At 38.1% G+C, this 16,250-nt stretch carries 16 protein-coding genes; all 16 read right to left on the reverse strand.

The features are described from left to right. Positions 1-142 (reverse strand): helix-turn-helix domain-containing protein (locus EPL02_RS21130; RefSeq protein ID WP_131887122.1); only part of this gene is annotated, 142 nt, incomplete at its 3' end. Positions 143-262: 120 nt separating this feature from the next. After that, entirely contained in the window at positions 263-1,846 is a 1,584-nt protein-coding gene (gene mbcS, locus EPL02_RS10010) for an acyl-CoA synthetase MbcS (protein WP_131887588.1), read from the reverse strand. Positions 1,847-2,002: 156 nt separating this feature from the next. Then, positions 2,003-2,701 carry a hypothetical protein gene (locus EPL02_RS10015; protein WP_094910077.1) on the reverse strand — a complete coding sequence of 233 codons (699 nt, stop codon included), beginning with the start codon at positions 2,699-2,701 and terminating at the stop codon, positions 2,003-2,005. Between the two features lie 1,002 nt (positions 2,702-3,703). Next, positions 3,704-4,195 carry a P-loop nucleotide/nucleoside kinase family protein gene (locus EPL02_RS10020; RefSeq protein ID WP_131887589.1) on the reverse strand — a complete coding sequence of 164 codons (492 nt, stop codon included), beginning with the start codon at positions 4,193-4,195 and terminating at the stop codon, positions 3,704-3,706. After that, complete coding sequence (locus EPL02_RS10025) at positions 4,192-4,410, reverse strand: hypothetical protein (RefSeq protein ID WP_131887590.1); 219 nt, start codon at positions 4,408-4,410, stop codon at positions 4,192-4,194. The genes EPL02_RS10020 and EPL02_RS10025 overlap by 4 nt, the downstream gene beginning before the upstream one ends. Before the next feature lie 19 nt (positions 4,411-4,429). Continuing rightward, positions 4,430-5,482 (reverse strand): DmpA family aminopeptidase, encoded by a 1,053-nt coding sequence (locus EPL02_RS10030; protein WP_131887591.1) that lies wholly within the window; start codon positions 5,480-5,482, stop codon positions 4,430-4,432. Positions 5,483-5,516: 34 nt separating this feature from the next. Then, entirely contained in the window at positions 5,517-6,056 is a 540-nt protein-coding gene (locus EPL02_RS10035) for a GNAT family N-acetyltransferase (protein ID WP_131887592.1), read from the reverse strand. A 71-nt stretch (positions 6,057-6,127) separates the two neighbouring features. After that, entirely contained in the window at positions 6,128-8,731 is a 2,604-nt protein-coding gene (locus EPL02_RS10040; protein ID WP_131887593.1) for a polynucleotide kinase-phosphatase, read from the reverse strand. After that, on the reverse strand, positions 8,728-10,092 hold the full coding sequence (locus EPL02_RS10045) for a 3' terminal RNA ribose 2'-O-methyltransferase Hen1 (protein ID WP_131887594.1): 1,365 nt from the start codon (positions 10,090-10,092) through the stop codon (positions 8,728-8,730). The genes EPL02_RS10040 and EPL02_RS10045 overlap by 4 nt, the downstream gene beginning before the upstream one ends. Positions 10,093-10,271: 179 nt before the next feature. Beyond that, positions 10,272-10,889 (reverse strand): RraA family protein, encoded by a 618-nt coding sequence (locus tag EPL02_RS10050; protein ID WP_094910084.1) that lies wholly within the window; start codon positions 10,887-10,889, stop codon positions 10,272-10,274. Between the two features lie 19 nt (positions 10,890-10,908). Continuing rightward, the gene (locus EPL02_RS10055) at positions 10,909-12,102 is read right to left on the reverse strand and encodes a cytochrome P450 family protein (protein WP_131887595.1); all 1,194 of its coding nucleotides are present in this window, start codon (positions 12,100-12,102) and stop codon (positions 10,909-10,911) included. A 249-nt stretch (positions 12,103-12,351) separates the two neighbouring features. Then, on the reverse strand, positions 12,352-13,449 hold the full coding sequence (locus EPL02_RS10060) for an alpha/beta hydrolase (RefSeq protein ID WP_131887596.1): 1,098 nt from the start codon (positions 13,447-13,449) through the stop codon (positions 12,352-12,354). 84 nt (positions 13,450-13,533) lie between these two features. After that, the gene (locus EPL02_RS21360) at positions 13,534-13,902 is read right to left on the reverse strand and encodes a hypothetical protein (protein ID WP_286175391.1); all 369 of its coding nucleotides are present in this window, start codon (positions 13,900-13,902) and stop codon (positions 13,534-13,536) included. A gap of 90 nt (positions 13,903-13,992) precedes the next feature. Next, positions 13,993-14,448, reverse strand: coding sequence for a VOC family protein (locus EPL02_RS10070; RefSeq protein ID WP_094910087.1), 456 nt, complete (start codon positions 14,446-14,448; stop codon positions 13,993-13,995). A gap of 131 nt (positions 14,449-14,579) precedes the next feature. Beyond that, a complete protein-coding gene (locus tag EPL02_RS10075; RefSeq protein WP_131887597.1) occupies positions 14,580-14,837 on the reverse strand; it encodes a hypothetical protein in 258 nt (85 codons plus the stop codon). A gap of 103 nt (positions 14,838-14,940) precedes the next feature. Then, a complete protein-coding gene (locus EPL02_RS10080; RefSeq protein ID WP_131887598.1) occupies positions 14,941-16,206 on the reverse strand; it encodes an MFS transporter in 1,266 nt (421 codons plus the stop codon). Positions 16,207-16,250 lie beyond the last annotated feature (44 nt).

Below are 16,250 nucleotides of genomic sequence, written 5' to 3' on the forward strand. Positions count from 1 at the left end.
GATACCACTTCATCCACGTTTTTAATTGGGTAGGATTTCGAATGTTTAGTTGTGATAAGACTTCTTTTACAGGTACACCGGCTAATCTCATTTCAATTGCCTTTAACTTTAGTTCGACTGGATAACTAACTCTTGTTCCCATAGAAAAAAACACCTCCAAGTGATGGTTAGGTACTACATACCCAGTTTTCAACTTAAAGGTGTTTTTTATTTGTCTCACTTTACGGGGTCAGTCCCCTATTTGCTTCGGTTTTTTTGTTGCTTATTGCGTAACTTGCTGCTCACGAGCACGCAGCTCAACGCGACGAATTTTACCTGAATTTGTTTTTGGTAAGTCAGATACAAATTCAATTAGTCGAGGATATTTATAAGGTGCTGTTAGGTGCTTAACATGATTTTGTAAATCTTTAATTAATAATTCATCAGCAGTTAACGTAGGGTCAGTTAATACAACAAAGGCTTTAACTACGTTACCACGATCTGGATCCGGGCTTGCAACTACAGCGCATTCCTTCACAGCGGAGTGCTTAATCAAGGCATCTTCAACTTCAAAAGGTCCAATTGTATAGCCAGAGCTAATAATAATATCATCGCTGCGGCCTTGGAACCAATAGTAGTTATCTTCGTCTTTAGAAGCACGATCACCCGTTAGATAATAATTACCACGAAATGCTTTTTTTGTACGTTCTTCGTCTTTATAGTAATGTTTAAAAAGTGAAGGGAGGTCTTTACGAACCGCAATATCTCCAATTTCACCAGGAGCGCATGGATGACCGTCTTCATCAATAATCTCAATAAATTCTTCAAGCATCGGTTTACCCATTGAACCAACCTTAATATCTACATTTTTTAATGTTCCAATTAAAAGCGTATTTTCTGTTTGGCCATAACCATCACGGACTTGAATATCAAAGTGGTGTTTAAATACGTTCATGACTTCTTCATTTAGCGGCTCACCAGCTGATACTGCGCTATGAATATGCGATAAATCAAAGGAATCTAAGCTTGCTGATTTTGCCATGAATCGGTATTCGGTCGGTGTACAGCATAGCACATTCACTTGTTCATCTTGTAAAATCGATAAGTACTTCTCAGGTTCGAAACGGCCGTTATACACAATTCCTGTTGCCCCTTGACCTAAAACAGATAAAAACGGACTCCAAACCCATTTCTGCCAGCCTGGGCCTGCAGTTGCCCAAACGATATCACCTTTTTTTATATCTAGCCATTCGCGTGCTGCTAAGCGTAGGTGAGCATATGCCCAGCCATGCGTATGAACGACGCCTTTTGGATTGCCAGTTGTACCTGATGTGTAAGGTAAAAATGCCGTATCATCTTTATTAGTATCAGCGGCTTCAAACTGATCGCTTGCTGAGTCCATAAGAGGCTCTAGAGATGTCCAAGAGGTTACTGCATCTCCCAGAACAATTTTATGCTGTAGAGAAGAAGGCAAGTCTGTTACTTCGTCTACTTCTTGACAAAATGGAGAATATGAAATAATCGCTTTTGCTTGGGCATGGTGTAAACGATATTGGATATCTTTTGCTCGAAGCATTTCTGAAGAAGGAATAATGACAATACCTGCTTTTAAACATGCTAAGTACATGACATATGAATCAATTAAGCGGGGCATGATGACTAAGACGTGATCGCCTTTTGTTAAACCGAGTTTTGTTAATGAATTTGCGGCTTTATTTGCTCGTTTTAATAGATTGTTATATGTAATTTCCTCTCGATGACCATCAGCATCTTGCCATTTAATCGCAAGGTGGTCAGATGCGTGTTTTTCGAATTCCTCCGTTAAATTATAGCGTTCTTTTGGAATTAGTTCTTCTAAACGAATCATCGCCACGACTCCTTTTCTATAAAAAAATGTCTATAATGACATTCCATCATTATAGCTTCTATTATAATACTAACTATTAGTAGTTACTACTAATTTGTTTATAGTAACCAAAAAAATATAAAAATTCCCACTCTCAACTGTGAGAAATGGGAATTTTTATTTGGAGAATAGACTCCACTTCGTATGTATGGGAATTAATTCTTCCTCAGATTCATCCGCTTCATAAAGACCGCGTTCTTTCAAGTATTCAACAAAATACAAATCTGCTTCTTTACGTTCGTCGTAAGGTTTAATAGAAAGTACAAAGCCTAATTTATGCTGCTCATCATTTTCAACCCCTGAGATATAAGCTCTTATATGGTGCTGTAAAAAGAGCTCCTTAGCAGGGATAATTAGTTCTTTTACAAATTTAGCTAGAAGCTGAAGTTCGAATTCAAAGGTAAACTTTGAAATTTTTTCTAAATCCGCAAACACAACGCCTATAAAACTCGTGTTATGTATTTCATAATCCTTTGTTTTCTCATCCCAATCAATATGACCAACTTCTTTCAAGTAATTAATAAAGTAGCCAATACCTTCGCGACGCCCAAACGGTTGCTTAGATAAAACAAGACCAATCTTTTTATACTTTGGTAAATAAACACACGATAGAGCGGCTTCAACATTATGCTGTTGGAACAGCTGCGTCACACCTTGTAAGAGTGCATCCAATACGTGGTGAGTGATCTTCATTTGTTTACGTGAAAAGTGATATTCATTTGCAAGCAGCTCATTTGTATCTGCGAATGTTGCTCCGATAAAACCAGTATTAGAAAGGGTAGGGGGAAGCGGCTTTTTTCTTTTTCTGTTGCTCATCTAACAAACACTCCTTGCAATCAATAAATCGAACGTATGTTCTTATTAAATCATACGAAAAAAAGAGCGAAAAGTAAAGAGGACAAGCAGATAAAAATAAAAAAGTAGCTATGTCTTACAAAGAAAGCGGGGGAGAGTAAACATAAAAAAACACAAATCAGTCGATTTGTGTTTTGAACATTTATTTTTATATAGATTTAGCGTACATCTGTTAAAGAAACTAAATCTTCGTCGTCTACATCAATATCTACATGACAATCCATTGTGTGAATTGTTTTATCTTCGTGGTTACCATAATAAATTGTAATATTCACAAGTATCGCTCCTTTAAAATCGGATGATTTTACACCCAACATATGCCGATCTCTATTTGTTATTCATTATACCTCAATGCATATAAAACTACAACTAAAAATGTGATAACAGCAAGGTTAGAGGTTAGAAATAAGGAAAAATCAGAGGGTTTAATTGTATAAAAATAATTTTTAATGGATATAGTTACAATAAATACGGGTGTTAAACAAATTAAAATGAATATTAATCCAATATAGGGATAATAACGCTCTAAACTTAAAATTTACGTTTAAAGGAAACATTATGTAAACTAATTAAGAAAATGATGCTTATAGAGTCTACGAAATAACATTTAAATAAACGTCAATCACAGTATATTTATTTTTCTATATGAGATGCTGCATGTTATATGGCTTCAGTCTACAAAAGCAAATGAAGCTTAGCTTAAATGACCGACGTTTAACCATAAGCTTTTTAATTTAATCATGCATTAAGATCTATAGTGAAATTTCAATACGTAACCTAATAAATTTCTTTTCTGTCTCATTATCTAAAGTTTACTTATTAATTGAGACAGAAAATCTATTATTTTTATAACTTCCTATAATGTATATTATGTAAACTAGAAAAATAAAAAAATATAAACATCTTCCCCCTTCATTACATGAATAACCGCCACCTGTGGTTTCAGGTGACGGTTTGATTGAGCTATTCGTTAAACTCTAAAATATTTAGACCCTCAGATACATCTGGCGCTTCAAAGAACTTAGTAACATGAATAAACGTCTCTATAGTATCGAAAGTTGCTCTTTCAGGTTGTTCGTTACGTCTTTGTGCGATTTGACGTAAACATTGCTCGTTATTTAAGTTGAGGAAAATTAGCTGATGATTTGCGTTGACTTCTGACGCGATACTTAAAAGCCATTTTCGCTGTTTTTGAGTGTTTCCTGGAAAATCCAACACTACATCTGTACCAACACGTAGTATATTTTGGACATGCTTTTTCACTAACGGTTTGAGCTGTGCGGAGAATTTTAGATAGTCATCAAATGATGCGATTTCATTCGGGTATAAAACTGAAAGCCATTCATCCTCGGATAACAGCACCGCATGTTTTTCCGCAGCCAATTGCTTTGATTTAGTTGATTTTCCTGCTCCCATCTTTCCGCAGAAAAAGTACAGATCTCCCAGGTTTTTCATAGTTTATCCCCCAAACCTACTTTATTTTCTTCCTTTGTTTTCATATCAAACTGAGCTAATACAAAATTCCCGTTCTTAACAACTAATACACCTTCTAACAGTTGTCCCTCAGGCTCTTTTAAATGCTTGTCTGATGCTTTTAAGGGTGTTGCTTGCTCTTTGTTAGCTGAACCTTTATTTGTTTTCCTTTCTATTCTATAAACAACTGTACACACGTCTTGGTTTTCAGTCTAACTAAATTCCGTAAATCTCTAATAGATTTTTTAATGCCGGTCGTTCATTGCCGCTTCTGCCAACAACATGAGTTGCTGTAATAAGTGAGTTTAAGACCGCTTCCTCAGTGGCTTCACCAGCGGCTCGAAATGCTAAATCGATATCTTCTTCATGAATAGCTGAAATTGAAAGGCAGGAAGACGTTTTATCATGAGGAATTTTATTTGCTGTTGAAAACCCAATGACGACTTCCCCGCTTCCTGTTGTAATAATAGATCCTGTACGTGATAAGCCCGTTACCGTTCGTTTTAAAATGCGATTGAGCTGTCTTTCTGTCACGGGTAAATCAGTAGCAAGAATAACGATTACAGAGCCTTTGTCTGGTATTTCTTCTAAAGAATGCATCGAGTTATAAAGCTGTGAGCCAACTGGCTGTCCGTTTATCGTTAAATCAGGTAATGAACCAAAATTAGTTAAGGTAAGGACACCGATTGTATATAGGCCATGAGTTAATTGGATTTGTCTAGATGACGTTCCGATTCCTCCTTTTAACGAATAGCAAACCATACCCCTACCTGCACCGACAGAGCCTTCTTCGACTGTTTCTGAAGTGGTCTCTAAAGCTTTGAGTACATGTTTTTTCGTCACTGTCTTTGAACGAATATCGTTTAAAATCATATCATTGCATTCACACACGACAGGATTTACCGTTCCGGTTGTTCGTCCAATTTCTTCGTTATGTTCTAACATGTAATCAATGATGGCATCGGCTGCTGTCCCGATGCTTAGCGTGTTCGTTAAAATGATTGGAGATTCTAACGTTCCTAACTCATTTATTTGAATAGTTCCGATTGTTTTTCCGAATCCGTTTATGACGTGACTTGATGCAATGAGCTTTTCGCGGAAAATGTTCCCTTGGTGAGGTAAGATTGCTGTTACTCCTGTTTGCTGTTCACCTTCGCTAATAGTCATATGCCCAACCGTAACGCCTTTAACGTCCGTAATTGCGTTATATGAGCCGGTTTCTAATTTTCCAATCGTTACCCCGTAATCACGTAGTCTTTTTTGCTTCAAGTCCTCTCCCACCTCTGCTTCTTGCTTGTTTTCATCAATCAGCCGGATTAATAATCGCTAACACCTGATGGTCCTTCCATTCTCCCCTGATTTTAAGGTTTTTCGTTGCAAGGCCTTCTTGATGAAATCCTGCTTTTTCCAAGACGCGTATCGACCCAACGTTATGAGGCTGAACTTCGGCTTGAATGCGATGTAAATTTAATTTAGTAAATGCATAGGTAACAAATAGCTTTGCTGCTTGAGTCATATAACCTTTACCGTTGTAGTCTTTATCTAAAAAGTAGCCGATAATGGCGCTTTGTGATGCTCCTCGCACGATGTTAAAAAGGCTAATGGTTCCTATTAGCTTTTCTTCATGGTTTTCGAAAATACCAAAGTAATACTCTTTGTCTTCCTGAGCTTTTAACGCAGCATCTTTTATTTTTTCAATCTGACCAGCTACTGTATAAAAATCATCCTGACGAGTAAGCGCAAACTCTTCAAAAAATAAGCGGTTTTTTATTTGCAGAGCAAGCATAGCTTCTGCATCATGAAATGTAAATGCTCGAATTGTTAAATCTTCACTTGTAATCATAAAGCTCTTCCTTTCAATTCATCTATGTATAGAAAAAGAAAGCCAAAAAGATGACTTCCTTTTCTTTTTTCTTACAGTCTAGGGTCCACAGGATCCATTTCAAGAGCAAGCGTTCCAAGGGCACATTCATGAATTCGCTCGATTGAATCTTTGTTTACAAAGCGCGTAATTCCTTCGATACCTAAAGCAAACTCTAGTAGCGCATGCTTTTGCTTTTTACCAGTGTTCCGCTGTTTTAAGCGTTGAAGATTCTCAGGTAATAAATAATCCATTCCGTAAATGATATGAAGATATTTACGCCCTCTCACTTTAATCGCAGGCTGTAGAAGCTTTCCTTTCTCATTTCTTGCGATAAACGTTTCCGGCTTCACAACAAAGCCTTCGTACCCTTCTTCCGTAAGAGAGTTCCACCATTCAATCGCTTTGTTCATGGAATTCTCGTCATGCACGACCATAAAGTCTGTTTTAATAAATAAATCCGATAGCGAGCTAAACTCAGCGTTTCTTTCCATATGCCACATATGCGTTTTTTGAAAAAACGTTTCGTTGCTGTGGGCTAAGACGTGAAACGGTGCAATTTGAATGTCCTCTACTCCGTCAATATTCCAACAGTACTTTTGGAAGACTTCGTTGAAAATCTCAGCATTTTTAAGCTTTAGATTGACTTCAGATAGCCACGAGTCAACGTTTTGGTTCTGTGTGATTGCTTTTTCTAGCTTTTCTTTTAGCTTCCGTCGGTCTAACAGGGCAACTTCTGCTACGTGCGCATACTGAGAGCTAATCAATTCTTTTGCTTTTAAGTTCCATGGCAAAATTTCAGCATCAAGCAGCACAAAGTCTGTGTTGTATTTAGAGAAATAATTAGCACGCGTTAAGTCTTCGTTTAAAGTTGATAAAATCTGTTTCTCTACGTCTTTTGCAAAAAAGGAGCGTCCTGTACGCGTATAAATAGTTCCTAGCGTTTCTCTACCAACGTAATGAACAGCAGCTTTCTTATCTTTAAATAATAGCAGTACGCCGCGGCTACCCATATGTTTCTTCTCAACAACCATTGTTTGAATACCATTTGACTGATAGTAATCAAATGCTTCTTTTGGATGCTCAAGATATTCTTCAAGCGCTGAAGGCTTCGGCGTCGGGCTCATGGTTGGCGGAATATAAACAAGCTCTTCAATTGGAATCGTGAAGTGAGAAACAGAATCAATTGCTGATTTGGTCGTTCCTTCAAGAATTTTAATATCTCCATATGTGTCAGTGAGTACCGAATAGCCATTAATAAAACGTGCGATATTTGGTGGATCTAACCTTTTCTTCTGCCACTGTGTAAGAGGATTGTCCTCCGTTCCAGAGTAGTTTTCTTTTGCTTTTACAGAAACAAACTGTTTTTCGGGATACTGAAAAGCCGTCAGTGAACCGCCGAATACAGCCCCTTGATCAATGTTAACCGTATTGTTTACAACAAGAGGATGAACTTTACAGTCATGTCCCCAAATGATGAGTTCTTTTGTATGGTGATTTGTATACCAGTCTTTGCGTATAGGCTTTCCGGCATCGTCAAATCCTTCTGAATCTCCGTATCGACAAAAGTCTGATATGTGATAGGACTGCTTTCCGATATAATCATCTCTTATGCCTGCATGCGTTACTACAGCTACACGTACATTATTTTTTGTCAGAATATAATGAGATGGCGCTTCTAGCAAAAAGTCTTTTAGATTACGCTTTAATTCTTCCGCTTGTTCAGTTCCGTGTTCTTCCTCATAGCGAGTAAACTCATCGGCTACCTTTTCATCTCCGTGGGACAGCGTGACGTTTCTGCCACCTAGCCACCTTGCAATTTTCCAACCATGATTGCTGTCAATCATATACGCAAGGTTAGCGTCTACGTGCCGCTTGAAGAACAGCATAGTTTCAAGCGAACGAGGACCTCTGCTCATTACGTCTCCAACTGATAGAAATTTCCGTCCGCTTGGATGTGTGTACAGACCTTCTTCATTTGGTTCATAGCCAAGACGCTTCAGCAGTTCAATAAGCTCTTCATAGCACGCGTGAACATCACCAATTACGTCTATTCCCGTTCCAACCTCAAGTTCAAGCTTATTTTTGGTGCGAACGACTTCTAATTTATTGATCTCTTCTTCTGTGAATACGTACTGTTGACGAAATCCTTCGCGTTTAATAGACCGCTTGCTCTTAGCAAATATCTGCGCTTGCTGTTTAACTCGCTTTTTGCCACGTGGGAATTCTCTGGTTTCATCACGTTCAAGCAACGTTTCCATTGAGATATCAAGTAAACATGCAATGCACGGTATATGATTTCTTTTCGCTAAGTCAATATATCTTTTACGGTCGTCTTCATAGAGATGCGTTGCGTCGACGATCGTTAATTTCCCCAGTTTCGCCCTCGTTTCAATGATATAATCCATTGTTTCAAATGCTTTTTGGGAAATGGTTTGGTATTCTTGGAACAATATGTCTGCTTCATCTTTTGGATGGCTTGTCCATTCAATAAAATCCGTATCTCCTACTAACAAGCGGAACTGGTCTGAGCTCACTGTTTCAGAAGGTTTTATATAGCCTTTTTTAATCCAAGCCTCTAACAGCGTTGTTTTACCGCTATTTGAGGGTCCCATTAAAAGTACAATCCCTGCAGGAGGTAAAAATAATCTCTTCAATTGTCTCCCTCTTTTCGTTCAAACGTACACATTTGTGTTGGTGCTCCATACTCGTCGCTTTCTTCTCCAATGCCCTCAATGGTTATGGAGTAAGGAAAATCATGCGTCCAAGCCTCACACCAGCTTACAAACTCTTGTCTACTCCATTCAAAACGATGATCCGCGTGTCTCATGGCTTCATTCATCTGATAAACGGCATTGTATTCTTGGTTTGGCGTTGTCACAATTAGTGATTTTGGTTGATAAAGAGCAAAGATTGTCTTCATAATGGCAGGCAGTCGTTCTTCATTGATATGCTCAATCACTTCACACAAAATGATGATGTCGGCGCCTTGAAGCTGTGAATCATAATAAAATAACGATCCCCAAACAGAACGAGGCTGAATGAAGTTTGGTTTGGCAGCAGCTTTTTCAAATCGCGCTAATGCTTTTAGCTGTGCAGATTGCGAAGGCTCTACTGCTAAAATTTCACCTATGGTTGGAATAAATCCTAAACGAGTAGCTAGCTTTCCTTCACCTGAACCAAAGTCTACAACTTTTCCTTTAGCAGGAAGTGACTGTACTTTTTTAAGAATTGCCTGATAGCGCAGTTCATTGAGTGGAATTTTATCTTTCGCTGTGTGAGCGTTCGTTTTCTTTTCCGTATTAGTTGCTACGTTCGCTTGTTGAACAAGGTCTTTAAAGCGAAGCGACTGCTCATAGATATAACTTTTTAAGGGATGAGAATCTAGCCAACCTTCGCCGTAGCGCTCTATTTTTTCAATTTCTCGTTCATCCAAAAAGTAGTGCTTAAAGTTATCTAGGACTGGGATTAAAATAAATAGATGCTGAAGCGCTTGTTGGACTGTGACTTCTCCTTTTAAGGTTACGTAACGAGCAGTGCTTCGTGTTTTTAAATCAAACGTATAATCAATGTTTCCTCGCTCTATTTCAACAGCATAGCCCATGGGTTCGAAGAGCTCCTGGATTCGCTTATCAGCTAAATGTGAGGCAATAGGACCAAAGCTAACTTCAAGATTAAAAGCATGATGTACCCATTCGCTATATTCTTCTTTGGGCTTGCCATTTAAAGCTGTTCCGAGAGCTTTGCGTATGTAGGAACAAAACAAGCTGCTGACCGCAAATTCACGGTCGTTGATATAGTGCGTAATATCAAAGTGATTGGACCCGCTTTTTACAAGTTCAATAGGATCCACATCAACGTATATAATAAATTCCGCTTCGTCAGATTTAAAGGTCGTGAAAGCTAACCTTACATTCTGTCCTTTTTCTTTTCGTTCATAAGGATTGGAAGGATTCTTTGCAATTAACCGCGATACGTTTTCTGCACCTTCTCCTTTTACTTTCATACTGAGCTGCATACGTTCACCTTCTTTTTAAATGTTGCTTTATTTTAACTCTATAAAGCAGCAGGATATAAATAGAAACCAGAACCTAGTTTCTTTAACTAATTATACCTTTTAAGCTAGTTATTAGGAACTGCTAATGAGATAGAAAAAGCTACCAATCTTTATGATTAGTAGCTTGGGAGGATAAAGGCTTATGATTTTGAAAGAAAATCATTTAGGTAATTTATAACTTCAGCGCGATTTCCAGATACTTTTTGGTCACGCAACTCATCAAACTTCACTTTTTCAGCCGCTTTTGTTAGGATAGCTTGCTCGTGCTCTTTTGGAATGATTACAACTCCGTCCGCATCACCAACAATGATATCGCCTGGATGAACAGCGGTGCCTCCGCATGAAATAGGGACGTTTAGTTCACCTTGCCCCGCTTTTCCGCTTGCTGCTACAGTTGTTCCTTTACAGAAAACAGGAAAGTTTAGCTGCTTTACGCCGACCACATCACGGATTACTCCGTCCACGACAATCCCATTAATGCCTAATGTTTGCGCTAACCCAACGATAAAGTCTCCAGCAATTGCTCTATACGTATCACCTTTTGCATCTACAACTAATACGTCACCCGGCTTCGCTTCTTTAATAGCTTTTAAAAATACTAAGTTGTCACCTACAGGTATTTTAACGGTAAAGGCTCTTCCAACCACTTTGTATTCTTCTTTTAATGGCTTAATCGACGGATCAAGATTGTTTAACCCTGCCATTGCGTCTGATATACACGTAGTTGGAATTGTTTTAAATGATTCTATGATACTCATTTTAACTGCTCCTTATTATTTAACGTAAAGTTAGACGAATTGGAAGTTCTTTTAGACCTCGAATAATAAAGCTTTGTCGCCATTCTAAATCAGACAAATTAGCAGCAAGGCCGACGTTTGGAAATTCTTCAAGCAGCACGCGAATTGCAACTTCACCTTCTAATCGTGCAAGTGGAGCTCCTAGGCAATAGTGAATTCCTTTACCAAACGCTAAGTGAGGGTTTTTCTCTCGTGTAATGTCAAGTTTCTCAGGGTTTGAAAATATTTCTGGGTCTCGATCAGCTGAAGCGAGTGACACGATAACGTGATCTCCTTTTTGAACTTGCTGTCCCATAAAGGTAAAGGATTCACGTGCCCATCGGTCCGTGCTGAATTCGACTGGACCATTGTATCGTAAAAACTCGTCAATGGCTTTTGAAATCAAGGAAGGATCATTCTTTAATAAATCCAGCTGGTCAGGGTGAGTAAGAAGTGCAAGCAAGCCGTTTGAAATGAGATTTACAGTCGTTTCATGACCCGCAACGATAAGCAGCATGACAACACCATACAACTCAGTAGCAGTAAGCTTATCTCCGTCTTCCTCTGCCTGAATTAAATGAGATAGTAAATCATTTTGTGGTGATTGTCGCCTGCTATAAATTAGTTTTTCTAAGTACATCATAAACTCCATCAATACTTCGTCGTACTGAGAAGCTTCGTTAATATCGACCAATACGTTTGACCAACGCTGGAAATCAAGCTGATCTTCTTGTGGAACACCGAGAAGTTCACAAATCACAATAATAGGAATTGGAAATGCGTATGCTTCAATAAAATCAACTGTCTCGTGTTCTTTCATTTTTTCAGCTTGCTCACGCGCAATTTCTTCAATGCGTCCGCTTAAACCCATAATTTTCTTAGGGGTAAAGCCACTTTGGACAAGACTGCGGAGACGACGATGATTCGGTGGGTCTGCAAAAAGCATCGTTTGTGAAATCGGCGGTACGTTTTCATCCGTCATTTCGCCAGGAAAAACGGTGCGCATATCTTTGATAAAGCGCTCGTCTTTTAGCACAGCTTCGGCAGCTTCATATGTAAAAGCCATCCAGGAATCAGGAGCTTCTGTATAAAGCTTTACCTTTGCAAACGGTTCATGCGGACGAATTTGTTCATAGTATTCGTAAGGGTTTTGGTGGAACTTCTGTGAAAATAAATCAAGTGACTTAATATTCATATTGTATCCTCTCCTGTTATCTACTTTTTGAACGAAAAAGCCAGGTCTCACATAAAAACAGGAATCGCTTTCACTGATCTGGATGGCCTATCTATTGATTCCTTCTTTCATTGTATGCGCATTGATTTGGAACATCAAGGAAAGTGATGTTTCATATATAAAGTTTACATAATAAAATTAAAGTAAATTAGATATTCACCAAATAAAAAAAGACGAGCCATGAATATACTCGCCTTTCAACATACAAAGTTAGCAATTGATTCTAAATGCACTTTTAAGTTCCTTTGCAATTTCATTGATACAATCTTCTGCTTGCGGATAATCCCCAATCTTATCTATAAAAGCGTGGTCCATTCCTTTATACTGAATCATTTTTGTTTTAACCCCAGATCGTGCAAGCTTTCTAGCATACGCTTCGGCTTGTAAGCGGAGATAGTCATATTCAGCATTAATAATAAGAGTTTCTGGAAGACCATTTAAATCATCGGCTAATAAAGGAGATACGCGTATATCCGTAACATCCGCTCCCTGTAGATACAGCTTATTTAGCATTGAGCTAGAGCCAGCTAATGCTAGAATAACCCCTTTAATTAGCTCATGATGATGAAAAACTTCATATTCATTTATGTCCCATCTATGATCTTCTGTATCAATTCGCCCAGGGTTCACGACGGGGTAAATAAGCGCTTGGTATTTAATTCGATTTGTTCCTTGCTGTGAATCAAGTAAACTGCAAACTGCAGCTAAGTTGCCACCGGCGCTATCGCCACAAACTGCTAGTTGTTCTTTATTTATTCCGAGGTTTTCAGCATTTTCATGCACCCAGCTCACTGTAGCTAGACAATCCTTTAAGCCAGCTGGAAATGGATGTTCAGGAGCTAAGCGGTAATCGACAGAAACAACCGCTGCTTGCGCTTTTTCAGCTAGTGCTTTACAAGGGTTTTCAACCGTTTTTAAGCTTCCTCCAATAAACCCTCCTCCGTGAAAAAACACGACTGCTGGTAAGATACCATTCGATATAGGGCGATAGATGCGTGCAGGAATATTATGCTCTTTGCTCGGAATGCTGATTAACTCTGTTGTAATTTCTGTAGTTGTAACGTCTCTATTAAGCCAGCCCATGCTAGCTCGAATGGCTTCAATTGAAACATTTGCAGGTTCTGTTTGTTCTTCCTCTGAATGATTTGTATAACTGCTGATTACTTTTAAAACACGTGGATCTAAATCTCCAGCTATATGTAAATCTGGTATATGTTTAATTACGCTACGTATGCCCTCGACTTCTTTTGTTTCCGCTGATGTTTCCAAGATACCGAGAAGCTTGTCATACTCTTTTGGTTGAAGCATCACTAACCACCACATCCGTTTCATGTCTTACTAGTATTCTAGCAAGATGCATTTTTTGTAATTGCTTTCTTTTTTGTTTTTTAGTTATAGCCAGTCTTTGCCGTACTTACGAATGAATGCAATATCTTCTTGATAATGATTAAAGTGACCGTAATCAATCATTTGTTGAAAAGCAGCATCACCTTCTTTCTTATACACAATAACTGAATCAATAGAAACTTCATGAGTAGTAACATCCAGGCTGCACATAATAGGCATTGTTTGGTTAGCGTTTATGTATATTGTGCCTAATACGATAGATCTGTTTAAATCTGATGTAAAGTTATCCGTGGCAGCAGGCGTAATCCATGTCTCATCTTGGGCTTCGTTCTCTTCTTCATCTAGGGCCCACTGCCAGATTTTATAGTTCTTTAAATCGTCAATTGTTAATTCATCAATCGGTTTACTGTTCATTTTTTATCACCCCACTTTATAGTTTAAAGCAATTATAAAGATTAAGCTCCTCTCATTTTATAGAAAGGAGCTGTTTTATGTAAAAAAGCTTTAAGAATAAATGGTTTCCCACTCGCTTAAATACATTCGTCCGACGATATTAGTGGGGTTTGGAATTTTACAAATAAATTCTAAGCTATTTTCATCGGGATCATAAAAATGAATCTTTGCATGGGCTATGCCATCATGTGCCATTACAAACGGTTCATGAGGCATAAAGCCAAATGCTTCTCTAGGAGCTATCTGCCTTTCTTTTAACCATGATACTGATGACCTCAAATTTTCCAACGTTACGTGAAAAGCAACGTGGCGGATAGAAGGATGGTAGTCTAATTCTACTTGTTGCGTTTCCCATAAACCAAGCCAACTTTCTCCTTTCTTTAACCAAAAGAAAGCAAGGTGGTCGCTATAGGTATGAGAGAGCTCTAATCCTAACTTCTCATAAAATGTAATCGAACGATTTAAATCTTTTACGGGTAAATGTGCTTCATATAAACCTTTAATCAATTCATACACCTCTTTCTTAAGTATCATCATAGCGAAAACCTTAACCGATGAAATCAGATGATAGATGGAGGTGTTCTACAACTTTAGGTGTAGAAAGGCTCTTATACAACAAAAAGTCGTTAAAATTCAGATCATCTTAACGGTTTTTTGGCTATCACAAAGGTTGCAGCAGCAAAAAGAAAGATACTTAAGAGTGAATAAGTGGCACCTTCAAAGCCTCTTACTTCTACATATCCAATATAAAAAAGAACCAATGCACCCATAGCTACCGTGATAGAAGGAAGTATTCTTGCAGTCAAACTCCATTGCATACGGCTAAATAGCCAGGTTAAGAATAATAAAATAACTCCTGGTATTAGAGCAAGTAATAAAGGTATACCAATCATCATAAACTATCACCTCAAAAACTTCCTTTTTATTGAATTTTAACATCTTTATTCCATATAATGCTTTCACAACAAAAAAGTCCTCGCATCACTGCGAGGACTTCTCTTATACTGCGTTAACCAGTCTTGGATCTCTTTGTTCTTTCTTTTTTTCTTTTTTATCACTTGAAAGCGTAAACATTGAAATGATTGTAAACGTAATGGCAATTAACCCTAATAATAAGTAAGCGCTTTTAAAGCCGACCGTATCATACATACTTCCTGCAATTGCAGAAAGGAAAATAGCACCTAGCTGCTTTGAGAATTGGAAGCCAATTAAGTAAATCGTTGCGGATAAGCGAATATCAAAGTTTGCTGTAATGTATTTAAAAATAGCAACCAGTAAAACAGGGACTTCTATTGCATGCAGAAGCTTTAACGCACTAATCATAATTGGGCCGTCCGCAAAGCTCGAACCCAAAATGCGAAATGACATGATTACACCTGCGTAGATTAAAGCGTTCTTTGCACCGATTTTACGAATGAAGAACGGCGCCAAGAGCATAACAAATGCTTCCATGATAATTTGAGTTGTGTAAAGGTTTCCAAAAACGCGTGTACCTTCTGCTTCGGTGCTAAAGAAATGCGTAAAGTAAATCGCAAACTGTTGGTCAAACACTTCGTAAATGCACGTTACCCCAACAACGTAAAGTGTTAACCACCAGAACTTTCTATTTTTAAAGATAGCTAATACCGATTCTTTTGATGTTGCTTCTGCTTTTTGTTTTTCGATTTCTTCGGTTGTTGTTCCTAAATTGGTTTGCTTCGTTTTCGCAAACGAGAACAGAATACCTAACACTACCGCTACAACTGAGCTAATGATGAAGATTAAGTTAGGGTTTGTGGCGAAAAATGCCCCTGTTAAGTACGTACCCGTAGCTGCTCCGATGCAACCAAACATACGAACTTGTCCATACTCGAACGAGTTTACTTGACTAACTTTTTCGATGTAAGCTTCAATTGTTCCAGATCCACCGTTAAAACAAGCACCAAGGTAAGCGCCTCCAACAACTGCTCCAAGAATGATATTTGTTTTTAATAAATACGGAAATAAATAGATAAAAAACGGTGCAATAAATACTAATAAAATAATAAAACCCCACAGTAAGTTTTTACGCAGACCTAGCTTGTCTGAAATAATTCCGAAAAATGGCTGCAAGCAAAGTGCTGAAATGGCCATTGCTGAAAAGATAATCCCTACTTCAGTTGAACTTAATCCCCCAACATTTTGTAGCCAAATTGATAAAAATGGTGTACATGCTGCCCAAATAAAGAAGTAAAGGGCAAAAAACAAGCCAAAAATCCAATAATCCTTGTTTAGTATAGTTTTCATGCGTAAATCCATCCCCTATTATGTAATATTTACTCATTTTCACT

The sequence above is a fragment of the Bacillus sp. CBEL-1 genome (genome assembly GCF_004348885.1).
Classification (GTDB): domain Bacteria; phylum Bacillota; class Bacilli; order Bacillales; family Bacillaceae_H; genus Priestia; species Priestia aryabhattai_A.